General features: G+C 46.0%; 23 protein-coding genes and 1 pseudogene. 3 read left to right on the top strand and 21 right to left on the bottom strand.

Going from position 1 to position 25,563, the window contains the following annotated elements; all coding sequences use genetic code 11:
* Positions 1-98: 98 nt before the first annotated feature.
* The 4 genes from NLBNIHML_RS25110 to NLBNIHML_RS25095 all read right to left on the bottom strand — a co-directional run bounded on the left by NLBNIHML_RS25110 (position 99) and on the right by NLBNIHML_RS25095 (position 4,113).
* Positions 99-1,820, bottom strand: a complete 1,722-nt coding sequence (locus NLBNIHML_RS25110; RefSeq protein WP_494353037.1) for a helix-turn-helix domain-containing protein — start codon at positions 1,818-1,820, stop codon at positions 99-101.
* 44 nt (positions 1,821-1,864) lie between these two features.
* Positions 1,865-2,641 (bottom strand): ferric iron reductase, encoded by a 777-nt coding sequence (locus NLBNIHML_RS25105; protein WP_494353036.1) that lies wholly within the window; start codon positions 2,639-2,641, stop codon positions 1,865-1,867.
* Between the two features lies 1 nt (position 2,642).
* A complete protein-coding gene (locus NLBNIHML_RS25100; protein WP_494353035.1) occupies positions 2,643-3,683 on the bottom strand; it encodes an ABC transporter substrate-binding protein in 1,041 nt (346 codons plus the stop codon).
* A gap of 136 nt (positions 3,684-3,819) precedes the next feature.
* Entirely contained in the window at positions 3,820-4,113 is a 294-nt protein-coding gene (locus tag NLBNIHML_RS25095; protein WP_494353034.1) for a hypothetical protein, read from the bottom strand.
* A gap of 160 nt (positions 4,114-4,273) precedes the next feature.
* Between NLBNIHML_RS25095 and NLBNIHML_RS25090 the strand changes: the two genes are divergently transcribed.
* Positions 4,274-4,645 (top strand): hypothetical protein, encoded by a 372-nt coding sequence (locus tag NLBNIHML_RS25090; protein WP_494353033.1) that lies wholly within the window; start codon positions 4,274-4,276, stop codon positions 4,643-4,645.
* Positions 4,646-4,687: 42 nt separating this feature from the next.
* Here the strand turns inward: NLBNIHML_RS25090 and NLBNIHML_RS25085 are convergent, their stop codons facing one another.
* Positions 4,688-5,272, bottom strand: a complete 585-nt coding sequence (locus NLBNIHML_RS25085) for a chloramphenicol phosphotransferase CPT family protein (protein WP_472473715.1) — start codon at positions 5,270-5,272, stop codon at positions 4,688-4,690.
* Between the two features lie 287 nt (positions 5,273-5,559).
* Here NLBNIHML_RS25085 and NLBNIHML_RS25080 point away from each other — a divergent pair, with 287 nt between their 5' ends.
* Complete coding sequence (locus NLBNIHML_RS25080) at positions 5,560-6,174, top strand: hypothetical protein (RefSeq protein ID WP_494353032.1); 615 nt, start codon at positions 5,560-5,562, stop codon at positions 6,172-6,174.
* Positions 6,175-6,584: 410 nt separating this feature from the next.
* Here the strand turns inward: NLBNIHML_RS25080 and NLBNIHML_RS25075 are convergent, their stop codons facing one another.
* The 12 genes and pseudogenes from NLBNIHML_RS25075 to recQ all read right to left on the bottom strand — a co-directional run bounded on the left by NLBNIHML_RS25075 (position 6,585) and on the right by recQ (position 19,407).
* Positions 6,585-7,421, bottom strand: a complete 837-nt coding sequence (locus NLBNIHML_RS25075) for a carbohydrate ABC transporter permease (RefSeq protein ID WP_091015157.1) — start codon at positions 7,419-7,421, stop codon at positions 6,585-6,587.
* Between the two features lie 17 nt (positions 7,422-7,438).
* The gene (locus tag NLBNIHML_RS25070) at positions 7,439-8,374 is read right to left on the bottom strand and encodes a carbohydrate ABC transporter permease (protein WP_494353031.1); all 936 of its coding nucleotides are present in this window, start codon (positions 8,372-8,374) and stop codon (positions 7,439-7,441) included.
* Positions 8,375-8,446: 72 nt separating this feature from the next.
* On the bottom strand, positions 8,447-9,748 hold the full coding sequence (locus NLBNIHML_RS25065; RefSeq protein WP_339259722.1) for an ABC transporter substrate-binding protein: 1,302 nt from the start codon (positions 9,746-9,748) through the stop codon (positions 8,447-8,449).
* A 372-nt stretch (positions 9,749-10,120) separates the two neighbouring features.
* Entirely contained in the window at positions 10,121-11,245 is a 1,125-nt protein-coding gene (locus NLBNIHML_RS25060; RefSeq protein ID WP_494353030.1) for a GntR family transcriptional regulator, read from the bottom strand.
* A gap of 487 nt (positions 11,246-11,732) precedes the next feature.
* Positions 11,733-12,311 (bottom strand): histidine phosphatase family protein, encoded by a 579-nt coding sequence (locus tag NLBNIHML_RS25055; protein ID WP_494353029.1) that lies wholly within the window; start codon positions 12,309-12,311, stop codon positions 11,733-11,735.
* Positions 12,312-12,523: 212 nt separating this feature from the next.
* On the bottom strand, positions 12,524-12,907 hold the full coding sequence (locus tag NLBNIHML_RS25050) for a nuclear transport factor 2 family protein (RefSeq protein ID WP_472473725.1): 384 nt from the start codon (positions 12,905-12,907) through the stop codon (positions 12,524-12,526).
* A 171-nt stretch (positions 12,908-13,078) separates the two neighbouring features.
* The gene (locus NLBNIHML_RS25045; protein ID WP_472473727.1) at positions 13,079-13,567 is read right to left on the bottom strand and encodes an AAA family ATPase; all 489 of its coding nucleotides are present in this window, start codon (positions 13,565-13,567) and stop codon (positions 13,079-13,081) included.
* A gap of 167 nt (positions 13,568-13,734) precedes the next feature.
* Positions 13,735-14,271, bottom strand: a complete 537-nt coding sequence (locus tag NLBNIHML_RS25040) for a tyrosine-type recombinase/integrase (protein WP_494354762.1) — start codon at positions 14,269-14,271, stop codon at positions 13,735-13,737.
* Between the two features lie 120 nt (positions 14,272-14,391).
* Positions 14,392-14,475: pseudogene (locus NLBNIHML_RS25035) on the bottom strand (hypothetical protein); the annotation flags it as partial.
* A 28-nt stretch (positions 14,476-14,503) separates the two neighbouring features.
* Positions 14,504-14,827 (bottom strand): hypothetical protein, encoded by a 324-nt coding sequence (locus tag NLBNIHML_RS25030; protein WP_494353028.1) that lies wholly within the window; start codon positions 14,825-14,827, stop codon positions 14,504-14,506.
* Between the two features lie 131 nt (positions 14,828-14,958).
* Positions 14,959-17,001 carry a B12-binding domain-containing radical SAM protein gene (locus NLBNIHML_RS25025; protein WP_494353027.1) on the bottom strand — a complete coding sequence of 681 codons (2,043 nt, stop codon included), beginning with the start codon at positions 16,999-17,001 and terminating at the stop codon, positions 14,959-14,961.
* Positions 17,002-17,526: 525 nt separating this feature from the next.
* Positions 17,527-19,407 (bottom strand): DNA helicase RecQ, encoded by a 1,881-nt coding sequence (gene recQ, locus NLBNIHML_RS25020; RefSeq protein WP_339240531.1) that lies wholly within the window; start codon positions 19,405-19,407, stop codon positions 17,527-17,529.
* Positions 19,408-19,742: 335 nt separating this feature from the next.
* Here recQ and NLBNIHML_RS25015 point away from each other — a divergent pair, with 335 nt between their 5' ends.
* Positions 19,743-20,267, top strand: a complete 525-nt coding sequence (locus NLBNIHML_RS25015) for a DUF5412 family protein (protein WP_494353026.1) — start codon at positions 19,743-19,745, stop codon at positions 20,265-20,267.
* 383 nt (positions 20,268-20,650) lie between these two features.
* Here the strand turns inward: NLBNIHML_RS25015 and NLBNIHML_RS25010 are convergent, their stop codons facing one another.
* The 4 genes from NLBNIHML_RS25010 to NLBNIHML_RS24995 form a co-directional block, all read right to left on the bottom strand.
* Positions 20,651-21,781 carry a glycosyltransferase family 2 protein gene (locus tag NLBNIHML_RS25010; RefSeq protein WP_494353025.1) on the bottom strand — a complete coding sequence of 377 codons (1,131 nt, stop codon included), beginning with the start codon at positions 21,779-21,781 and terminating at the stop codon, positions 20,651-20,653.
* Positions 21,782-22,249: 468 nt separating this feature from the next.
* Positions 22,250-22,996, bottom strand: coding sequence for a class I SAM-dependent methyltransferase (locus NLBNIHML_RS25005; RefSeq protein ID WP_494353024.1), 747 nt, complete (start codon positions 22,994-22,996; stop codon positions 22,250-22,252).
* A complete protein-coding gene (locus NLBNIHML_RS25000) occupies positions 22,983-24,509 on the bottom strand; it encodes a nucleotide sugar dehydrogenase (protein ID WP_494353023.1) in 1,527 nt (508 codons plus the stop codon). Before NLBNIHML_RS25000 ends, NLBNIHML_RS25005 begins: the two co-directional genes overlap by 14 nt.
* 63 nt (positions 24,510-24,572) lie before the next feature.
* Positions 24,573-25,562, bottom strand: coding sequence for a polysaccharide biosynthesis protein (locus NLBNIHML_RS24995; RefSeq protein WP_124113486.1), 990 nt, complete (start codon positions 25,560-25,562; stop codon positions 24,573-24,575).
* Between the last annotated feature and the right edge of the window lies 1 nt (position 25,563).

Below are 25,563 nucleotides of genomic sequence, written 5' to 3'. Positions count from 1 at the left end.
TAACAAAAATTTAAATTAAAAAACTCATTTTATAAAGGTTAAATCAGATAAATTGCCCCCCATATGTAAAATAGGAGGAGTCACAGCGGAACTCCCCCTCACCCCAACAACGCCTGCTCAATCTGATCCACAATGCCATTGATCCCCATCGGCCCATAACAACCGATCCATGTCGCAGCATCGACGGAATGTATTTGTTGACGCTCACCAGAATCCAGCATCCCCCACACACGCTGTTCTGTCGCGGATATCCCATCCTGCATAAGCTCATTACTGAGCAAAAAGTAATGACTGGCTTGTACAGCCGGTAGTCTATCAACCGAGATATGATAGGCCGTGTCGGCGGTATCGGATACAAATAACGGAACAGGCAGACCCAGATCACGGTACAGCACAGCGCCTGTACGATGTGCGGCAGAGTGAACCCGAACGAGAGAGTCCAGCGGACGAATCAATGCTACACTTTTACCTGCCAGTACTGCAGCCAGTTCTTCGGACAGCAAAGCAGTACGTCGATGATAATCGGCAAGTATACGCTTGGCCTCTGCTCGCTTGCCTGTCAGTTCACCGAACAGACTCAGGATGGTCTGCCAGCTCTCATTACGCTTGAACATAATCACTGGAGCGATTCGACTTAACCGTTCATGATGCTGATCATGCACCTCGGTACAGATAATCAGATCCGGTGACAATCGTTCTACCGCAAGCAGATCAGGATACTCATACGTTCCGAGTAATTCGGTACCCTGAAGTCCTGCTCGGATATATTGAGGGAAATTGACCACGGCACTTCCCGATCCTACACTTCCTACTGGAGACAAACCAAGCGCAAGCAAATGATCGGCATATTGAACATCCAGTACGGCGATACGTTGTGGTGATTCAGTAACCTGATATTCACCTCGCATATGGCAGATCACCGGACCTTGGGCCGACTCGTACGAAGAAGCTGTGCGATTCCGCAGTAAGGCTTGAGCATAGTTTTCATCTAATTCTGAAGCGGCAGCAAGTCGATAACGCAGTGGAGGAACGCCATAATATTTCTTAAACGCCCTGCTGAAATAATACATGTCGCGGTAGCCCATTTTGTCAGCAATTTCCCCAATGGAAGCATCCGTATGAAGTAACATCCGCGACGCATTCTCCATCCGCAACTGGATGACGTACTCCATCGGCCCGAGCTGTTTCTCTTGTTTGAATCGTCGCTGCAACTGCCTTACACTGCATCCGGCGAGGGCTGCCAGCTCTTTCAGCTCCAGATTCTGCCGATAATGCGATGATATATAGGACACGACCACATCCACCATGTCGGACTCTGCTCCACCTTGACCACGTTCATACTCCATGATCAGTTCGTAGATCATCCCCTGAAGCAATGCATTGGCATGAAAACGTTCCAGCCCTTCGCCGCGACGCCATTTGGCAACGATTTTTTCCGCATTCTGAATCCATTCCGCTTGCGTCACAGGATTTTGAATAAACGACGTTTGCAGCGGATGTTTGCGATACGAGGGCAACGCATGGGAGGCTCCTTCCAGGGAAGAAGCCTTATACCTAATCACGATATAATAAAGTTCGTCTGATCTAGCCGTCAGTGTAACGGATGTTCCCTTCGCTACATGACAAGCAAAAGAAGCTCCAATGTGGAAAACTTCACCATTCATTGCAAGCTCCCCTTCCCCGCCTACCGCCAGCAGTAACACATTTGAAATTAATTCGGTTTCGTGAAGAACACTGCCAGTCTGCAAAGTACCGCTATATCCGTCGATCATCTTGATCGTCGTATCACTCCATAGACTTGTCTGTTCTTGCAGCGGCATTTCTCTCATCTCCTGACAATCGCATAGGTAAATTGTTGCTGTTGTCATTTTAATTGAGATTCTTTCTCATTGTCAATTTTCGGACATTTGAGGCAATACTCCCCTGACATCTGGTAATAGAAACAGCAGGTGATCCGCTCACTTTTGGCAACATGCACATTGTCCTTACAATCGGTGAAGCGGGTTAACGGATTCTTCCTCTCACCAAACACCTCCCCGGATGCCACCTGTGTTAGATAGGAAAAGTCCTCTCGAATGATCTTACTTTCCTGCTCTGTCTCGGCTTCATCAGGAGCGAATAGTCGGCCAATCCGTACCATAATATTCTCCCAGAGTATGCTCATCGAAAGAGGTGCAATCGCAGCAAGTGTCTTTAACAGAGGTGTCAGCTGGACCGCAAACATCTCCTTGACCGCTTTTTCCCGCCATACGTTCCTGTCTCCAGTCCATTCTTCAGCCTGAAGCCCATTCACCGCTAGAAAAGGAAATCGTGTACCCTCCTCATGTTCTTCGAGCTTCGGATGATAGAGAAAGCTGTTCTCCAGTTGAAAAGTTACATGCTGATGATGATACGTCATCGCGGTCACGAGCGGAGTCGTCCATAGATAGCCAAGCCGCTTGGCTAACATGGAAGCAGCAACTTTCATGTCTGGTGCATCGATATAGTTCTGAAACCAGCGGATATACTCTCGACACGCCTCTTCGTCATGCAGCTCACTCAAAGCAATGGTACGGACACTATGTTCAGGCGGATCACCAAGCAAAATCGAATAATCCTCTACCGTCTCTTTCCATAAGTCTGTCGAGAGATATCGGTTCATATTAATTCGATCCTAGCAGGGCTTCCGATGCCTGATCAACAATCAGATTAATTGCAAGCGGTCCGTAGTATGCAATCCACAGTGTTGAGTTTACATCATACGTGCGGTTATTTTTCACAGCATCGAGGGACTTCCACACAGGATTACTCAACATAGACTCTGCTTCTGCCGCAAACAGCTCATCCGACAGCACAAAATAACGATCTGCCCCAATCTCAGGCACTTTTTCCATCGAAATTTCAACGGAGCCATCTTCATTAATCTCCTGTACCAAAGCAGGCATCTTCAGCCCCAAGTCATTGTACATAATACCGCCAATGCGATGCTCAATACCGTGAACACGAATTCCTTCTTTTCGTGGACGAATGATCGCCACTGTTTCATCGCCCAGCTTCTCTGACAATTTTGTCTTCAGCCCGGCAATTTTGTCTTCATACGCTGTGCGCACTTTCTCTGCCTCATCCTGCTTGTCTGTAACTTGGGCAACCGTAGCTAACGTATCACGCCAGTCTTCGTAGAAATCGAGTACCAGGGTAGGCGCAATTTTGCTTACACTCTCATACTGTTTCTCCTGGAAGTCGGTCATGATGATCAGATCCGGGTCGAGTGCAACAATCGCTTCCAGGTTAGGCTCGTCCCGTGTACCCAGAACTTCTACGCCATTCGGTTGATCGCCTAAGTATTCTGGGAAATCAGTGTTGCCTCCAGCGATAACACTACCTGCTGGCTTCTCGCCAACCGCTAACATCTGATCCAGAAACTTAACATCAAGCACTGCAATTTTCTGTGGTTTTTCGTTTAGAGTGATGTCACCCTTCATACCCTTGATCGTTACGGGAAAAGCTCCGTCCGTCTTTGTTTCCGCATTCGCAGGTGTCTCCGCTGGCGTTGCCGCAGATTTCTTACCGCTATCTGTACCTGTTGCAGCACCGCAAGCTGTCAATACAAGAATAAGGGCCAGCATCAAGCCCATGAGTAATCGTGATTTGTGAGCAGCATAGGCTTTGTTACCAGCTGCTTGCCCCTTTGTTCCTTGTTTCATTTGTAAATCCCCCTTATGTATAGTACTGATAATGATTTTCATTATCGAAACATAAAGAGAGTATATACGATCTCCGTATCGTGTTACCATGTACTTTTGCGACATTTCAGTCGGACTAATGCGACATCACGAGCACTTATCCACCCTTTAATGTTTCGGTGATGTATGCCTGCAGCCGGTAAATGTCTGAAAGAAGCTCTTCTTCCTCCGGTGTATTGCCATACTCCCCTAACCAGCGCGGTGTACGGATATGCCACTCCTCTGTCAGGTATTGCTTTACATCGCGATACTCAACAATATGTCCCAGGAAATATTCCAGCGAGCCGAAGGATTGTTTAAGGTTATCGCCGATGATGGATTGTGTTTTTTCGATGATCACCTGCAACATATGTTGGATATGGTCTTCTGGATTCATGGCGTTAGTTTCCATCCGTAACCTCCCCCTATCTCTATACACAAAAATGAATTAGTATATGATTTACATGAGTCTCCTATTGCTAAACGTAGAATTATGTTCTTATTGAGCAAGGAATTTATGCCCAAAGAGTATTGAGACATCGATTCATATCATCTAATTATGGAGGTGAATCATGAGTATGCGACCAAACATGAAGTATAGCATTATTGTTGGAGCAGTTTTTATTATCGTTGTTCCTATTATCATTGGACTTTTTATGTTAAACAACGTTGTTGACCCTGACGAGATTATGGTTACGAGAACTGAAGTTTCTCCTGATCTTATTACTCTACAAGGTGGGTTTGGAGACAGTATTAGCAGATATCATGGTTACAACATTTCACATCATAACAATACACTGTTCATCCAGATTAAAGGCAGCAAACTTCCTATCGGTGGTAGTAAAGACTTTTCTATTTCATTTTCTAATACTTATGCGTTTGTTGATGAAATCTACTTATTGGGTCGAGGCAACGCTAAGAAAAAGATTTGGCCGAATCCCTAACTTTCATTGGAATGGATATCATATGATCTGACGCAAACAGCTTCAGTCTCTTCTGCTTAAATTCTTAAATGCCGAGTATTCCTGATCGGACTTGATATAACCTAATATCTTTTCCGCACATGCAGCTGAACTGAGTTCTTCCGTATTCACTTCCAGATCATATTCATCATAAGAGTAGATGTAGTCAAACTGGGAATGGGCCAGTCCAATCTCACGATCTCCTCTGGTCTGCTCTCTTCTGGTAAGTTCTTCTTTGGAGCAGTGTACACCTACAAACAATACCGGATAATCCGATAATAAATCATAAAACTCGTTAAACCACTTGTCATTGCTGATGACTGTATCCACGATGACATTCAGGCCCATCTCCGAAAACAGTTTAATGGTTGCACAGTACAACGAATTGATGGGGTCGAACAGGATATCGGTCATCACGTGGTGTTCCACTTCTCTTATTGGTTTAATATCTGGATATGTAGTATCTATGAATTGGTCATAATTATGAAGAAATTGATCTACAGATAGATGATGAAACGGAATGTCTCCTTGATTCTTCATTTCCATCGCGATGCTTGTTTTCCCCGAACTTGATGTTCCGTTTAGAAATATAATGAGTCCTTTATCCACATTAATCACCCTTGTCTATTAAAATTGAACGAATGGACGAGTAATAGCCATATTTTTTTAGGGAGGCTTTATCTAAAATGGGTGTTATGCTATTCGGTCAAATTACCACTCTCTCCATTCTTCCGTAATGTCTTCACGTTCCTTTATATCAATAAAGTAACCATTGGCCTCATTCATTTCATTAAACCAGGTATGTATAATTAATTTACAATAATTTTCAGATATGTGTATAGTAGAAATGATGCTAAATGCTTTCAATATACCAATCTAACAGAGAGGATGAGATCATGTCTTTTTTCAAAAAGAAGATTGTACTAGTCTCTTTATTCGTATTATTAGCTATCTCTGTCAGTGCAATCGCTTACGTCAATGGTCAATCGAAACGGGACGTTCCCATTCATAATGTCGTCAACCTTTCAGCTAACTCCCTAACATTTCATGAAATAGATAAGCTGGATGCATTCGCTGAACTGATCGTCATTGGTTATGCAACAGAAAATTTCAAAGATCGCGAGCATATCATAACTGCATTTGATGATGGAACCATGCAATCTTTTCACACCAATACGAATATAAAAATTGATAAGATATTGAAAAAGCCCGATGATTTCCCTTCAGATCAAAACAAATTAACGATCATCGAACCCATCAGTCTGGAAGGAAACGTCAAGTACACAGTTAATGACTATACGGAACTACAGAAAGGCGATACAAGTGTACTTTTCTTGATGAAAAATACTTTTGGTGATTATGGATTAATCAACGATAATTTAGGCAAATTCAGCTTGGAAGGGATAACTCAATATAGTGTACCTCAATCCTCCACTGCACAAGCGTTATCAGAATACGAAAAATTTCGTAACTCTGTCATGGACAAGTATAATATACAGCAAGTTCAATAGCAGACCACCAGCTATAGCATGATTAATTTGAGTCGAAACAACTCCCAACAGTTACTCTTCCCCATCCATTTTGGATAATAAAAAATACAATTGTATAATGGAAATAATTTTTTTCATTGGTTGGCAAGTAAAGTTAATTCATAATATGTTGAATGTACAAAGAAACCGTCTCTTTTGGTAAATGGTTGCTCGCACACCCATTTACCAAGGAACGGTTTCTTTTGATTTTACAATTTTAACAATGGGGCTATGCTAATCATTTACGACTTATGGTAGTAGCCACACGAGCTGTGGGTCTATAACAGCAGATCCATGTCGCAAAATCTACCGAGTATATGCGCTGTCGCTCATCCGTATCCATAGTTCCCAGACACTTGCTCGATCGCTGATATTCCGCCCTGTATGATTGTTCAACCTTTTATACCACTAAAGGTAATACCGCTAATAAACGTCTTTTGAAGAAAAAAGAACAGAACGATAATAGGTAATGTCATCAAGGTGGATACGGCCATTAATAGACCCCATTCCGATCCCTTTTGACTCTGAAATTGCTGCAATCCGAGCGAAACCGTGTAAGATGGTTCATTGGTTAAATAAAGCAAGGGGCCCATGAAATCAGTCCAGCTCCCCATAAATTGAAACAATGCCACGGCTAAAACGGCGGATTTGGCTAGTGGAAACATGATCTGTAAATATATACGGAACTCACTAGCGCCGTCCAAGCGGGCTGCTTCGCGCAGGGCATCAGGCAGTCCCATGAAAAATTGCCGCAACAGAAAAATGTAAATGGGTACTCCAAAAAATTGGGGTACAATCAGTGGAAGAGGTGTCCCTACCCAACCTAATTTAGTAAACAACAGGAATAGAGGAATCATGGTCACCTGTCCGGGGATCATCATAACAGCAAGGGTAACAAAGAAAAGTAAACCTCTCCCACGGTACTCTAACTTGGCAAAACTATAGGCAACCAAGGGACAGGATATGATCACACCAAGCGTACTAACGATAGTTATAATCGCCGTGTTTTTCAGATATGTCCAGAAAGGGATATACTCAACAGCACGGGAATAATTACTCCACAGAATTGGACGCGGAATCCACTCTGGTGGGAATGTAAAGATTTGTGTGAGTGGTTTAAGAGAAGTCGAAAGCAGCCAAATGAACGGAATCATGAAAAATGCAGAAGCAACAATTAGACATACATAGGCTAACGCACGATTGATTCTTTTGATAGCGGTAGGATTCATCCCTTACTTCCTCCTCCTTATTTCCCCTGATAATGAACCCAGCGTTTAGAAGTAATAAAAATAATTCCGGTTAATGCCATAACGATAATAAATAAGATCCAGGCCATTGCGGAGGCATAACCCATTTTGAAATACCTGAATCCGTTCTCATATAAATACATGACGTAAAAAGTCATGGAATTTGCAGGAGTTCCTTGCCCTTTGGTCAACGTATAGGGAAGAGTAAACTGTTGGAATGCACCAATCATTCCCATGACAAGGTTGTAGAAAATAACGGGAGTGAGCAAAGGCAGGGTTACCTTTCTCGTTTTCTGAAACCAGTTAGCTCCATCGATTTGCGCCGCTTCATAGTACTCCTCAGGAATGTCTCCTAATCCAGCAAGGTAGATAACGACCGCTTGCCCAATACCCCAAAGCGACATCAGAATGAGAGAGGGCTTGGACCATGACTCACCACCAAGCCAAGCGGGTCCATCGATACCTATATTCGCTAACATCCCGTTCACCAATCCGAAGTTTGGATGTAACAGCCACATCCACAGAACAGCCAGAGCTACTTGTGGGACGAGAGTAGGTAAGAAAAAGATCGTTCTGAATACAGCCATACCCTTAACCTTCATATTCAACATCATAGCGAGTGCCACACCGAAAAATATACTTAATGGAACAAAAAATACCGTAAAATAAATCGTGTTGTATATGGATTTCCAAAACAGAGGATCATGGAAAAGATCTCTATAATTATTCATTCCGACAAATTCACCAGGCTGCAGAATGCTGTAAGTAGTGAAGCTGAAGTAGATGGACATTAGCATCGGAATTGCATAAAAGCATAGCAGCCCTATAGCCCAAGGTGAAGCAAACAGCCACCCAATCGCGTTAGTTCTGTGGAGTGCTCGTTTACTTGCCGATGGAATTGCTTTTACTTGAACTGGATCGGCCAGTTTCGCCATGTACATTCTCCTTCCAATTGTCATTCATGAATAGGCAAGGAGAAAGTTCGCTCCCCCTGCCTACCGAGCACTCTATTTGTCGTATTTTTCTAAAGCCTTATTAACCGTCTCTGTTACTCTATCAAGGTTCTCTTTCGGAGTACCGTTACCGCGGGTAGCCTTTTCCGTAGCGGAAGCTAACTCATTCCACAGCAGTTGTCCTTCAGGAATAACTGGGCGGTTGTGTGAATTGGGCAAAATATTAATAAATTCCTTCATAATCGGATCGTCCTTGTAACCGTATTTGTCGTTAACCGAATCAATAACGGAAATTTGAGAATCAGCGTTTAATAACGTTTGCCCCTCTTCTTTCCCTAAGAATTCGAGGAATTCCCAAGCAGCAGCGACGTTCTTGGCGCCTTTAGGGATAATAGCGGACCCGCCTCCCGACCATGTCGTAAAATTAGTACCTGTTGGGGTCGGTATAGGTGCAACACCGTAGTTTAAATCCGGCTTAAATTTTTCTATTCCCTTCACCGTAAAATTTCCACTTATCTTCATGCTGACTTGACCGGAAATGAACGGATCCATTTCCTCCGTACCCGCTGCACTTGTGAATCCGGCAATATCCTCGACATTGTATTTTTTGCCAAAGTCGGTCATCCATTGTAATGCTTCCACGACTTTAGGATCATTTGCGGTAATTTTGCCGGTGGCAGCATCCTGGAACTCTCCTCCAAATGCCCATCCCCAAGTATACAGCCAGCCTTGCGAATACCATGGGATGAACCCAATCCGTTTGAAACGTTTACCTTCCTTGATGGTCAACTTATCGGCGGCCGCTTCAAGCTCGGCGATCGTTTGTGGTGGTTTGTTGGGATCCAACCCCACTTCTGTGAAATGATCCTTATTGTAAAATAGCAGGCGAGAGTCCGTATCCATCGGCATTGCATAAAGCTTTCCTTGATAACTGGACTCCTCCCATGCAAATGGATAATACATTTCCTTACGAATTCCGGATTCTGCTGCCATAGAGGATAAGTCAGTCAGAGAACCTTGCGCAGCCCAAGTACCGACCTTAAACCGATCGAAAAGTGCAACGTCAGGAGGATTGCCGCCTGCGACTGCAGTCAGCAGCTTCTGGTCGGATCCCTCGTTAGATTCTGTATAAACCAAATTCATTTTGATCGTAGGGTTTTTCTCTTCAAATGCCTTCACGACTTTATTCATATTATCTAAATCAATGGAGGTAAGACCATGCCACATCGTAACCGTTGTAATCCCCTCTCCGGCCTGATCACCAGAGCCTCCCTTCGTTGAACAAGCCGTTACAAGCAGTAACATAACCAGAAAGCAAACAAGAATTGGAAATGCGAATCTTTTGGATCTCCTCATTCAAAGTCCCCCTTAAGTTAAATGAATTCGTTTAACTTGAATTCCTATAGAATCCACTTCATTTTCTGATCATCCACAACTTATGTAAGCGCTAACAACTCTGGTGATATGAACTATAAAATCAGAAAATGATGAACACCGTGAATTTGTTATAGGAGCCCACTAGTTATACTAAGTATATTAATATGACATTATAAAACATGTCAATTGCAATATTACGACATCACTATTCATGATGTATGGCTTTAATTTAGATATAGAAATCGACGTTTCATATGTCTGATATCAAAAAAAAGTGCCGAAAAGCCCATCGGGACTTCTCGACACTTTGAACAATACCCTTGCTTTGGTTTAGCTGCACTTGAATAAACCCTATCCGTTATTTTTCACAACCATACGATGGTTAATAATGTTCAGCTCGGGAACTGCTGTTCCATGCAGTTGAGAGATTAACATGTCCACTGCCAATTCACCCATCTGCTTCTCATCCTGCTTAATATGAGTGAAGATGGGTTGACCCAGGTGATCGTTCAGGGAGTCGAAACAAACGATCTCGAATTCCTCCAGAGATTTCCCCATCGAGTGGATGACTTGAGCCAGCATGGTAGCTATTAGAAATTCCGATGCGACAAATGCCTTTACATCAGGGTGTTTTTTCAAAAAATGCTTTACTGTTTCTTTATCACTTTCAATCGCTGTTCCGTTTATGTTCTTGGGAAGGGTGCCCGTCAAGTTCGTCAATACATAATCTTTGTTCAAATTCATTCCTTCCTGGGTGAAGGCAAACGTATATCCAAACAGCCTTTCCTCCAATGTTGAAGTGTTCTCTTCCGGCGGAGATAAAAAGGCAATTTTTTTATGACCTTTGCTAATCAGATGACGCGTAAGATCCATGGCTGCTTTCTTATTGTCTGTATATACCGAACAAACCGGAATTCCTTTTAGATATCTATCGGCCAAAACAATTGGAAACCGATCTAATACAAGTCGGAGCAGTTCAGAATTATAGTGTTGACCATGAATGGGGGTCACGATTAATCCTTTGATGCCTAAACCAATAAATAAGTCGATCGCACGTTTTTCCTCATCCCGATCTCCGCAAGTTCGCTTGATAACGAGTTGATAATTATGCTCAGCACTCCGCTTTTCCATCGATCTAAGAAGTTCCAGGCCAAACTCGTCAGAAAAATTCGGTATAATAAACCCGATCACCCGCTTATCGTCCTCAGGAACCAAAGTTGTTCTTACCTCTGAATAATGCTTCGGTTCTTGTCCTCCAATGATACCATCGGCCACATATGAACCTTTTCCTTGTATTCGTTTAATAACCCCAGAATCTGCCAATTTCTCCAAAGCCTTTTTAGATGTAATACGACTGACGCCAAATTGTTCAGCCAACTCTTTTTCAGAAGAGACCCGGTCACCTTCGTTTAAGCGACCTTCTTTAATCTCTTGTACAATATAGCTATATATCTGCTCGTATAAATGCAATTCCACAAAACCACCCTGACATCATAATATTAATATACTAAGTATATTACACAAGAAGTAATTCGCAAAGTTACTGAGAATACCGACGAACTTCTGTAGCACGGAATAAAGGGTCCTTAGTCTACAGCACATTCCCGTTTATCTTGTGGATATGATGGTGGTTAATTTCCTTGAAGAAGGTCGAATGCCTCCTAGAGGCTTGATGATTGTTCAGTCGTCAAGTTCTATCCATAATTTTATATGTACCGATCCAGCTTTGAAGCTCAATATTATTCAATTAGATCACCCATTCTTCAAAATCTCATTTAGTTTCGCATAACGTTCTGATATTCACGAAACGCCCAATCCTTAGATAACTCTTATCTTAGGCTTGGGCGTTTGTTGACTGAGCTTCCTCCAAGATTATACATCTGTCAACCAAGGGCCGATAGCCCCGCTGCGTGAATACAAGATAAATGATTGATTGGCCTTCTTCGGATTTGCTATTCATAATTTATTCAACGTTTAAGTGAGTAATACAATTATATAGTTCACAATCCCATCTGAATCGGTCTTTATTTAAAATTGTTACTGATGTATTATGGAGGTGTTCTTCTGTATCGATGTGCGGAATTAGTTTCTTTAGAGTCAGTCCAATTAGTGCTCCATGACTTATTATCAATATTTTTTTGTCGGGGTGTCTTTCAGAAATGTCCATTAGGCAATTCATTCCTCTTGTGATTATCTCAGCGTTTGGTTCTATACCAAGATCTAGTTTGGACCATCCGTATCCCCACTTACTAACTCTATCTTGTTCAGTTGTTCCCTCAATAAGACCGCAGTTCATTTCTCTTAATCGCGGGTCAGTTTTCACTTCAACATTCTTAATCCTTCCTATCATTTCTGCTGTTTCGAGTGCTCTTGATAAGTCACTTGAATAAATATAATCCCACTCCTCGTTCTCCATTCTCTTAGATAGTAATTCAGCTTGCCTTCGTCCCTCATCATTTAAAGGTATATCAACTTGTCCCTGTGCCCTGTATTCATCATTCCAATCTGTTACTCCATGTCTTATAAGTCCTATCAATGTCATACTTGTTCCTCTTTCATTTCATTTTATGTTTTTAGGATACTGCCGATCTTTCATCTAACGTTCCTGTATTCACGACGCTTGGCGTATGCCAAGTGTGTCCGGCAGCCTCTGCTTCCCTGAAATGCTTCAGCCGGATCGAGGGCGTATGCCCGATGCGTGAATATATTGTTATCTGATTTCAGGATAATCTATGAATAACTTTCAACAATGTTTCAACTATGATCTTCAATCAGTATCAACATCTTATCTTTCATTTGAAATATTGATTTCCCTTGAATTTTTAATGTTTCTCCTGCCTTCATTCCATTAGGGAGATCACTGGACAATATTCCCTCATAATCAATGTCAACCTCTGCTTTATCTCCTGTGAAAGTAATGTTCTTTATTACTTGACGTCTGTGAGAGAATACCTCAATTGACTGCTCTGCTAATGTGCGAAATTCCTGTATCCCCTTTGTTTCCGAATTCACTTCACCTTTAGAAATGTTTCGAAAATGAATATTCTCATTCAAAACTCCTATCATTCCATCAATGTTAAACGTGTTATATGCGCTCAGGTATTTTTCAATAAGATCTTTTAAATTTGAGTTCTCCAAGTCGAATCACACTCCTAGATTTTGATATTACATATTTGTCCTGATTTCAGATAACGTTCCTGTATTCACGACCCAGCTTATGCTGGGTGTCTGGCGACTGCAAGACCAAGGACGAATGTCCGCATTGTGAATATTATGTTAGGTGATGTTCCCCTCTTCTCAAAATTAACATCAACATATTATTTCCGCTATTCTTTCAATAATCTCTTCTATCCCACTTTCACTTGTATCAATAATGTTAGTATCCATATTCTCATACATTCTTAACCTCTTGATGCTTAAAGTAATTTGTTCTTCCGATCTATTATCTTGATTCATTCTTTGTCGTAATGCAGCTTCAGAACACAACAAAGTAACCTTCTTAACCTGAAAATCTAAATCACCTAAACGGTCAAGTAAACCATCTAGGATCTCTTTTCTATGAAGAACCCAGTTGAAAATGACATAATCAAATGTAGAATTTGATAAAAAGTTTCTTAGTAAATATGTAATATTATTCTCAACCATTCGCATGTTCTCTTCATTTACTATCCAGGGATTCATCATCCAACACCAATCACCATCTAACCATACTGCTTTATCAAGTGACTTATATAATTCTTTACAAATTGTGGTTTTTCCGACTCCCATTGTTCCGTTTATTACAATGAGTTTCTTCATTGAATACACCTTCATTTTATAGATTTAGGGGAATTTCAGCTAACATCTAATTTATTTACTTCGTAAATACCATACTTCCAAAGTAATATCTGAACTACGTATATGATAACCTATGAGGCGATATATGCGAAGAGAAATTTGGTGAAAAAGGGAGAGATTTGAGATACTCAATCTCCCATGTCCACACCATCCAGTGGACTCTGAATACGCTGAATATTTTTCGTGCTCACATGCGTATATCGTTGTGTTGTTTGTGCACTCGTATGACCAAGAAGCTCCTGAATATAGCGCAGGTCTGTTCCATTTTCCAGCAAATGTGTAGCGAAAGAGTGCCGCAAAGCATGAATGCTGCATTTTATTACAATACCCGCTCTTTGTCTAGCTTCTTCAAAAACCTTTTGTACACTGCGCTCCGTAAGATGTCGATCTGAAGACTGTCCCGGAAACAACCAACGATCGGTTTTATATTCGGCGATGTACTTCTGTACAATCTCCCAAGCAAGATGGGAGAGAAGAGTTCTTCGATCCTTTTGACCTTTTCCCTGCCTTACGATAATGGTCTGACGCTCAATGTCCAGATCACTACAGCGTAGACGAACGACTTCGCCGACACGAAGCCCTGCCGAATAGGTTAGATAAAGAATTGTTTTGTGTTTGAGATTAGTCACAGTTTTCAGCAATTGGGTGACTTCTTTTTCGGACATGACATTGGGCAACTTATTTTGTTTTTTAGGACGTATATATTGAAACTCGGCAGGATGAAGTAACACATGTTTACAATAGAATCGGATCGCACTAATCGTCTGATTTACACTGGAATGGGAGACTCCTCGCTCAAGCAATCTCAAACAATATGTCTGGACATGAGATGCATGAATTTCTGTATCGATCTGAGGAAGACTGGTCACAAATCGTTCAATCTGATTACAGTATGCTTTACCCTCTCAATTTTAGAGCTTGTTGCAACTCATCTCTTCTCCATTGTGTTTTCTCTCCATGTAACTTCCATTTTCTCAATATATCACTCTCCACCCACAGCTCCGGGGAAATCTCTACATCTCGCGCATCAAAGTGCTTTGTAAACTCCTGAAGAGATGTGTCTGAATAGGGGATGACCCAACGTTTCGTGTCAGGCTCCCACCTTCTTCCTGTTACCTGACGAATGCGCTGGATATGCACCGTATTATACGGAATTTGCACAAACAACGTATCATCAGAACCTTTGGTTAAAATGATGGTGTTTTCTGCTTTATCTTTCATAAAAACTCTCCCTTCAGCTTAATTGGATTTATGAGTTCTATAAAATTAACAAAATAAAAAAGGAAGATCATCTTCATCCCGTAAGGGAATCTAGTGATCTTCCGATGCTTTCGGAAATATGGTCGCTGCACCTACATGGCAGCGGCTTCTTCTCCCAGCGGCAGCATGTAATACTGCGCCTGCTGCCCTTCGTGCTGCTGGTACACAACGACCAGCAGCGTCCGGCCTTTCGCGGCAAGCGGGCTGGCGCCAGCTAGCACACGCTCAAGCCGGAACGGAAGCAAATCCAGTACGGTGTGCTTCTGCAGTTCCTTTTCGCCGAGACCAAGGTCGGCGAAAGCCCGGGCACCCATGACCGTCTGTGCGGTCATGGCCGAGGTCATCGGCAACGCACGCGAAGCGTTGCCGTCTTCCCCGTCCGCCGCTCCATCCGCGGCGGACCCTGTTGCGTCGCCCGAAGTGAGCGACGCTGCACCCCCGGCATCGCTGCCGATCACACCCGCCGCATCTGCGGCAGAGTCTTCTCCGGCAGCAGCCGAACTTGCCACAGCGGCACTCGGACCCGTGCCGCTACTTTCCAGCCATGCCGTGCCAGCGGCACCGGCAACACGTGGCAGACGAACGTCTTCCGGACGTTCAGCCAACGTTTTCATATAACCCGCCCACTGGTCTTTCTGGAGCGGATCTTCCCACCAGATTTTGCGTGGTTTGTACTTGTGGCCGAGGAAATAGTCCAGCTTCATCAGGCCAAGCACGACATCCATATGCGGCGTGTTCCGCGACTCCAGGAAGCTGTGCAGACGCGTGAACAGATCCTCCAGCTGGTGACCGATCTTCTGCCAACCCTGCCCCTCCCAGTAATCCCCGAATGCCTGGAAGAAATCAAACGGCGAATTGAACTCCTGCTCCATCAGATACTTCAGCGTGTGATCCATCCGGTGTGCGTTCCAGTATTTCTCCAATACATCCTCCAGCCGCTTCAAGCGCACGATGTCGCTAAACGGCAGCACATCACTACCCAGAATCTCATACGGCGCGTGATCCATATACGTATAGTTGTACTTCTCCGCATCCAGACGCAGACCCGTACCACGCAGCATTTTGAGGAATCCGAGCTGAAGCTCTTCCGGCCCCAGGGCAAATACATCGTTAAACGTCTTGCGGAACGTATTGTAATCTTCCTCTGGCAGTCCGGCGATGAGATCCAGATGCTGGTCGATCTTGCCACTGGCTTTGACTTTGTTGACGGTCCGGCTCAGCTTGGTAAAGTTCTGGCGGCGTTTCACCAGTTCATTCGTCGGATCATTCGTGGATTGAACCCCGATCTCGAAGCGGAATGTGCCCGGCGGCGCATTCTCTGCCAGATAATCCAGTACCTCGGGACGCATAATGTCTGCCGTAATTTCAAACTGGAACACCGTCCCCTGATGATTCTCGATCAGGAATTTGAACATTTCGAGCGCATAATCCCGCTTGATGTTAAACGTCCGATCCACAAACTTGATCAGCTTCGCACCCTTCTCAATCAGGTACAGAATATCCGACTTCGTCCGCTCAATATCGTAATACCGCACGCCGACCTCAATACTGGACAGACAGAACTGACAACTGAACGGACAGCCCCGGCTGGTCTCAAAATAAACCACACGTTTCCCGAGGTCGGGAATATCCTCTTCAAATCGGTGCGGTGACGGCAGATCGTTCAGATCCGCTTTCGGGCGTCCTGGCATGAGAATAACCTCTTCCCCTTTGCGATACGCCAGTCCATAGACAAAGTGGAACTTCTTGCTTCCTTCCAGCTCCATCAACAGCTGATGCAGCGTCTCTTCCCCTTCACCCATCACGATGAAATCGACATTGGGAATTCGGTTCATCCAATATTCCGTGTCGTAGGACACTTCCGGCCCGCCCAGCAAAATTTTCACGTCAGGCATAACCTTTTTCAGATTATCAATGACCTTAATCGTCTCTTCAATGTTCCAGATGTAACACGAGAACCCAATCACGTCCGCGCCGCGCTGGTATAGATCAGACACAATGTTCATGACTGGATCTTTGATCGTATACTCCGCCAGATCAATATCAAAATCCTTCTCACTGTACGCCTTCAGACAACGCAAGGCCAAGGAGGTATGGATGTATTTTGCATTTAATGTAGAAAGAATAACCTTCATGGTTCACAACCTTTGCCTGGACACCCAGACCATATTTTTTTGGTAAAAGTAAAGCTGCACAGCCATCCTGCCCCGGATGCTGTTCATGCAAACCTCTTTTGAACTAGCCATTCCAATGTCTCATGGACATTTTCTACTTTTGTCTTTCAAAGAGTGGACACTCTTTTCAAAAAGACATATACACCTCGCCAAACCAAAAACACAACATACAGTGCGCAACCCAATAAACAAAACCACATATTGTACATGCTACTTTCAGACATCCCTAACGCCAATGTCCACCCTTTGAAAGACAATTCACCTTAATTTGTCCACAATACAGAGACACACTCTAGTCCAATTCCATTTCAAACTTAATTGCGCTCCGGCTTTCGACAGGTTTGAAGATATCCTCTGAATAGACATATAGCATCTCTACAATCCTTTAAGCTTTACGCACATGAGCCTCAAAGACCTGAAAGCGCGAATGTAACCACAATTCACACTTCATCCCAACTTGCTCATATCTGATTATACCTTTGCATACTACTCAAACTCGTAAAATGCATCATCATCCGTATCCACTTCTTCACCGGATTGCTTCTGGAAAAACTCCAGGAACGGCAGTCCGTACTTGCGATACTTGACCTCACCGACCCCTTTGATATCCAGCATGTCACGTTCCGTCTGTGGACATACCACACTCATCTCGCGCAGGGTCGCGTCATTGAAAATAATGTACGATGGTACATGCTCTTTCGCCGCCAGATCACGCCGGATCAGACGAAGTTGTTCAAATACCGTCTCGTTAACCGCAGATGGCATCGCATCGCGTCCACGACGTCCACCATAATTCGTACCCGAAGCCGTCGCCGCTGTCTTGCGCACGACACGTTGCATTACTTCACGCTGACCTTTGAGCACTTCCACCGCAAGTGGCTGCAAACGAACGACCGGATACTGCCCCTCGGACAGCATCAGATATCCTTCGGATACCATCACGTTGATGATCTCCGATATCTCGCGCTCTGTGCGATTTCCCATCACACCATAGGTTGGCAGGGAATCGAAGCCATAATCAAGCACCTTTTTGGCACGGGAGCCTTTGAGCACCGAAGCGACCAGCGATACACCATACCGTTCACGCATGCGGTGAATGCAGCTGAATATTTTCTGAGCATCAATCGTCATGTCTACCAGCTCACGGTCGTCCGTACAGGAACTGCAAATACCGCAAGGTGTATCGTCATGCACCTCACCGAAATAATCCAGCTGCGCACTGCGCAGACAACGCGTCGTGTAACAGTAATCCACCATCTGTTGCAGCTTCCGGTAATCGTTCTGTTTACGGTCGCCTTCCATCGGATTCTGCTCAATCAGGAACTTCTGGGTGATAATGTCCTGTGCCCCAAATAGCAGAATACACTGACTGGGCTCTCCGTCCCGGCCTGCACGTCCGGCTTCCTGTACATATGCCTCCATGTTCTTCGGCATGCTGTTATGAATTACGTAACGCACGTTCGATTTATCAATCCCCATCCCGAACGCATTCGTTGCCACCATCACTCGGATATCATCGTACAAAAAAGCTTCCTGGCTCTGGGCCCGTTCATCATCCGTCATGCCGGCATGGTAGCGTCCAGCTGGCAATCCCGCCTGCAACAAACGCTGATGCAGATCATCCACGTCCTTACGGGTCGCGGCATATACAATTCCAGGCTCGCTGGCATGCTCGCGCGCATAATTCAGGACAAAGTCCTTCTTGCTCTCGCCGCGAAGCACGCTAAACGCCAGATTATCCCGCCCAAGTCCGGTCACATACGTCTGCGGGTCCTGCAAACGCAGCAGCCGCAGAATATCGCCCATGACCTCGGGCGTCGCTGTTGCCGTGAAGGCCGCAACCACCGGCCGCTCCGGCAAACTGTCCACAAACGGCGCTACCGCCAGGTAGCTTGTCCGAAAATCATGCCCCCACTGTGACACACAGTGGGCCTCATCCACAGCAACGCACGAGATCGGCAAATAGCCCATCTCCTCGCGGAACCAATCCAGCTCCAGTCGCTCAGGCGCGACATAGAGCAACTTCAGCTCACCGCGTTGCGCCGCGCGGATACGATCATTCACTTCTTTGCCGCTAAGTGTACTATTAATATACGCGGCAGCAATTCCAGCGGTCGTCAACGCATCGACCTGGTCCTTCATTAATGAGATCAACGGGGAGACAACTAGTGTCAGACCCGAATATAACAGAGCGGGGATCTGATAACAGATCGACTTACCGCCCCCGGTTGGCATAATGCCGAGCGTATCTTCACGTTCGAGCAGGCTGGCTACAATCTTTTTCTGTCCCTCACGGAAGTCGGGGTAGCCATAATATTTTTGCAGGAGACCCTGCGCTTCTTCAATAGTTGGTGTTTGCACACTCATGTAAAGACTCCTTACTTATCACCGGTGTTCTTCCACCAGCTTGGTCCGATCCGATTCTGACATCCGAAAGCGGCTCAAATACCGCATCCTTGACAACAAAATGGCGTTCTCATGACTTGTCCGTCAAGCAAACGCCGCTCCCTTTAGTTTAACGGCCCAGCCCCGAATGAGCAACCGCGTTTTACTGTAAAATGCTCGAACCTGCTTTAATCAATAACATAATGTGTTACCATCAATTAACAAATAGCTTAAAGAGAGAACCTTGGCATATCTACATCTACATATCGATTTCCTTATTGTTCCTAACCAACACCTTCAAAGGAGAGTAATTTATTATGAAACAACAACATCCTCATGGAATTAATCCTTCAAACAAATCACCATCAAAGTCATGGATACGTCAACACCCGATTCTCACTACATTTACACTATTGATCCTTGTGCTGTTTGCTTCCGTATTCCTGTACTTCTGGCTCCGTCCATACTTCTCCACATTTGACCGTTCCGAGCTGGGAGATCTGAGTTATTCCATGCCTTCACGGAACGGTGAATATACTGCCGAGATTTATGGTGTACCTTACGGTGGTGCGGCAGGCGGCGTTACGATCTGGGTCGATGTGAAGAAGACAAATGCCCCTGAGGACTCCACGGTAAAAACGATATATCGTGCCGAGCACCACGGAAATAACCATCTTGAATGGGAAAGTGAAAATACAATCCGGATTGAAAACTGGAATGAATACACGGATGAGACCATTACACTGAACATAGAGGAGGAAATATATGATGGACGGGGCTGGGCGTGCAAAAGCTTACGGATGAAAGACCAGTATGTGCGCTGCCTGGCACCGGAAAAGTAAAACAACGTACTAGCAGCTAATATGACGGCCTTGAATACTCAACTCTCATCTTGATGCTTAATCTTTACTGCATCGCACACCAGAAGTTCTACGCTGTGGAAGGCTTGTGAACCCCCCAAAAAATGCTTACTTACATTACATCATGATTGGAGATACTTTTGGGGTACGCGAAGCGTAAGAAGCCCCACTCACCGACTCTTTCGGTTAAGCGGGGCTTCTTTTGTTCATTAACAATTCGTATCTATCGGACTTAAAACATATGGCAGCATTATAATTTATCTATCATTCTGCTTCTGCTCTTTCACTTATGCTTCAATCTATTTGCCTTATTTCCTTTTCCCCGCTTCAAACGCTTCAGTCCTCATCTGCCCCAGTTCGTCTCCTTACTTACGAGGTGACTCTGCACCACGTTCTTCCCGTTCCTTCATCTCTTTGCGCACCACTACTTCGAGTTTCTGCCGATTGGCAAGCAGCCCTGGATCGTTGGGCAAATACTCACGGGCTTTGGTGTTATGCATCAATGCCTGCTCCCAGTTGCCCAGATGGGCATAACAAAGGGAGAGCCGGGCATGCGGCAACCAGGTGCGACAGGCGACAGGTACCGGGCGCAGACCCGGATCGCGGCTGCTCACATCGACTGCCTGCATATACCAGTAGATCGCCGAGACGGGTTCATGCCGTTCATGGAAACAGGCAGCAATGGCGCAACAGAAATCGGCATGCGGCAGATCATACTGGAACGATTGCAGTAATGCCCCCAGCTTGCGGCCCGTCTCGCCCAGTCGTTCATAACATTCCGCCAGCCTCGCGCAGGCAATCAGGCGATCCTCGCGGTAACCGCTTGGCTGTTCCAGCAGCTTCGCGTACCCGCGTGCCGCCGCCGCATACTGCTGGCGGTCATAACATTCGCCTGCATAATAGAACAGCAGGCGACCTTGGGCTACGCCCTCTTCGGCGATCCATTTGCGCAGAATGCGCACGTTTCGCGCCGAATGATGTCCCGCTTCGCGGCGATGCGTGACGGCAATGTCTGCCGTAATGACCTCGCCCTGCGGGAAGCTGAGCTGCTCGTGCAGCCGGCCATGCCAGCGGCACCCGGCATCCCGCTTGACCAGGCGAAGGCGTCGGTCCGTCACAAGCGGACTTCCCTCCGGCCCCTCGGCCAGCGTGTAGTTCAAGATCACAGCCGCCGCTTCCCCCTCAGACGGAAGCTGCTGCTTCAACACCTCCAGCTTCGCCCGTTCCGCGGGCAGCAGCACATCGTCCGCATCCAGCCACAGGATATACTCCTGCGTGGCCTTGGCGAATGACTCATTCCGCGCTGCTGCAAAGTCTTCCTTCCATTCATACGTGTAGACCTGGTTGGTGTACTGCGCAGCAATGTCCATCGTGCGATCTGATGAACCGGTATCCACAATGACGATCTCGTCAGCGATGCCAGCAACCGAGTCGAGACAGCGCGCTAGCATGCGTTCCTCGTTCTTCACAATCATGCACAGACTGATGGTTATCACATTTTGAGCCCCTTCCTGTCAGACGCGTATTGCGAAATGTCATGACGGCTTTGCTCTTTCATTGACTAGTTACTTCAAACAAAGTACTAGCACTCTCATTCCCTCAAATCTCAAAGTCCAATAAAGAATACATCGACATCATTTTCACTATGGCTAACGAACCGAGGTAACGCTATTAGTTGTATTTCAGCCACTTGGAAAAACTAACGAATCTGAGGCGCGCTATCCTTGCGTTTTAGGCATGCATTCCTCTTTTATCACAGCTTTCTAATGAAATAGCGTCGCTTAGATTCGTTAGATTTGTCACCTCTCGAAAATCACCAATATAAGACGTGTGAGATTCGTTAGAACATAGACTGTCCTTGTCCTTGACTTAGGCTCTAACCCTGCCCTTGCCACTTTCTCTCCCCCTGCCTTGCCACTGGCCGTATCTCTTTTCTTTTTCCTGCCCTGTTCCCACCTTTACTGCTACCCATCCCCACTCTCCTGACGACGAAACCGTTTCACCTGCTCCACCGCACTGTCCAGTGCCTTCTTGCGTTGTTTCATTACGCGAAGATGCTGTTGTTCCACCTCGGCAAAATGTGCATGATCTAGCTCCATCCACTCCATCAGTTGATCTAACGTTGGCGACATATGCAGCTGTGTTCTCCGCCGTCTGCGGGCAACGCAACATAGATATTTATGATGAACTTCCAGTTTCAAGACTTCGAAATAGGGCATCAGACACATCGCCAGATTTCCTGCATAGAAGGTCTGCTTGTGATCATAGAACGGATGATATCCATATGGCACGGTTACCACCAGCGTCCCCTCTTCTTGCAACAGCCGATGAATCTGAATCAATAACGTCTCTGGATGAGCAAAATGCTCCAGTACTTCTCCCAGCAGTACCGTGTCAAAAGTCGTTCTGACTTTCCATTGCGTAATATCCAGCATCCGAAAATCCACATTATTCCTGACCGGCCTGGACTCTTTGGCAAGTTCTTCTTGTGCATACCGAATGCTCTCTTCCTCCAGATCAATGCCAGTGACACGAAATCCTTCACGTGCCAGCAGAATGGACGTAATGCCCTGACTGCACCCGACATCCAGGATGCGTTTGCCTGTCGCCTCACGGCACATCCAGTGGATACGCGTTCTCGTTGCTTCATGAGAATCTTCCGAGTTAATCTCGCCATAGTAACGTTCACTCACACGATCATGATTTGCCATGGGCGTCTCCCTGATCCTCGTCGGGGCCGATGGCAACTTCATGGTGAGCTGCACCATCCTTGACTGCCGTTTCTTTTTGTCCTACCGATGCTATACTCTCCTGTTGCTCGCATACTCCCTTCATCTCAGGCCGCACAGGCTGGCCCAACACCACAATATTTCCTCCGTGGCATCCGGCCGTTGCGTTGCGTGTATCGAAGATCAGCTTCGCATGATCCGCCATCTCCTGATAATTGAATCCCGTATGATCCGTTGTGATGATCACCAAGTCAGCCCATGCCCACAATTCCGGCACCGCCGGACTAGCGTGCAGCACTGTGCCATCATCCTTGCGGAAGACAGGCACCATCGGATCGGTGAAAACGACTTCTGCCCCCGCTGCGCTCAGCAGCCGAAAGACGTCCAGCGCAGGTGATTCGCGCAAGTCATCGATGTCTTTTTTATAAGCCATACCCGCCAGCACAACGCGCGCGCCCCGCAGAGATATCCCCTTTTGCTCCAGCAATTCTGCTGAACGCTTCACTACGTTCTCTGGCATCTGTCGATTGGTTGCATCTGCCAGCTGGATGAATTGCAACTCTGATCCTTGCCGGCTTGCCGCCCAGGACAGATAGATGGGATCGATCGGGATACAGTGTCCGCCGATGCCTGGACCGGGATAAAATGGCATGTAACCAAACGGCTTGGTGGCCGCAGCACCCAACACCTCCCAGATGTTCACGCCCATCTGTTCACAGGCCGGAGTCAGCTCATTGACGAGTGCAATGTTGACACTGCGAAATGTATTTTCGAACAGCTTCGCCGTCTCCGCTACCGTCGTTGAACTGACCGGAACAACTTCGTTGAGGAACGAGCCGTAGAACTGTTTACCATACTCCAGACAGGCAGGCGTAGAGCCGCCAATGATCTTTGGCGTATTTTTCACACCATAATGCACACTGCCAGGATCTACCCGTTCGGGAGAATAGCAAACGTAGAATTGTTCTCCCGCCCGCCAGCCGTTTGCCGCCTCTATCGGTTGTTTCACGACTTCTTCCGTCGTGCCCGGATAAGTCGTGCTTTCCAATATAACAAGACTGCCCTCCTGCAAATATGGAGTCATGCCATCCACCGCAGACGCAATATACGAGATATCCGGTTGATGCTCGGCAGTCAGCGGAGTGGGCACACAGATTACAATGACATTCGCCTGTGCCACCGCTGTATAATCCGTGCTGGCCGTGAACAAACCTGCCTTCATGAGAGACTGCAGGACTGTATCATCTATACCGATAACATACGAATGTCCGGCACGCAGCTTGGCTACCTTGGAGGTATCGATATCGATCCCGTGAACCCGATATCCTGCCTGGGCCATCTCGATGGCCATGGGCAAACCTACATAACCGAGACCGATGACAACAGCTTTCAAGGAGCGATCATGAATAGGTTGTATTGGGGTCGGTGGCTGTAATTCTTCATTTCCTTCGTGCTGCTCATGCTGATGATTCTCTTCCATTCCTTCCAACTCCAAATGCTCCGCCTCCCTTCGCTGGGCGTGTCTGAAAACTCCGTTGAAGCCGTTTTGAGACACACCCTAATCGATATAACCGCCTGCACGCAAAAAACGGGCAATCGCTGGTTTGTTCATCATGGCACTGTCCGAACGATACTCTGTGAAGTTCACATGTGACAGGCTGCTGTACTGATCCGTCAGTCCCTTGTCCTGGTGCTCCGGCAGGATCACATAATACTGTGCATCGTATTGACGAGTGCGCGGTGCTTCAAAGGGCGAGATCAGCACTTCATGCAACTTCTCGCCCGGACGAATTCCGGTCACCTTGTAATCGAAGGATGGACGACCTGCCTGTTCCAACATGACGGAAGCCAGATCCGTCATCTTGCAAGCTTTCATTTTCATCACAAACGTCTCCCCGCCCACGGCTGCCTCAGCGGCCTTAAGCAGTAAATGTATGGCCTCGGTACGTGTAAGGAAAAAGCGGGTCATGCCTTTGTCTGTAATGGTCAGGCTCTTGCCTTCATCGATCTGGCGACGGAACAAGGGCACGACACTTCCGCTGGTTCCAAGCACATTACCGCCGCGGATGCAGACAAACCGGGTCCCTTCACTCAGCCAATTGGCACGGATCATCATTTTTTCACCCAAAGCCTTCGTCATGCCATATACGTTAATCGGATCTACCGCCTTATCCGTGGACACATCAATAACTTTGGGAATCTGCATACGGATCGCAGCCCGAATAATGTTCTGTGTGCCGATCACATTGGTCTTGAACGCCTCATCCGGCTGGTCCTCGCAGACCGGCACATGCTTCAGCGCAGCCAAATGGAAAAGCACATCCACGCCCCTGCATGCATCTTCCACTGCCCGATAATCCCGGATATCTCCAATGATGAATCGCAGACGCGGGTCATGGTTGAACTCACGCTGCATTGCAATCTGGGCGTATTCATTGCGTGACAGAAGGCGAATCTCAGCCGGGTCCTGTTCCAGCAGCACCTCGGTCAGCTTTTGACCCCAGGAGCCTGTTCCTCCGGTGATCAGAATCGTTTGTCCTTGAATCATC

The sequence above is a fragment of the Paenibacillus sp. JNU01 genome (assembly GCF_059130585.1).
The sequence above is the reverse complement of the archived record's forward strand: the minus strand, read 5'-3'. Positions and strand labels throughout refer to the sequence as shown.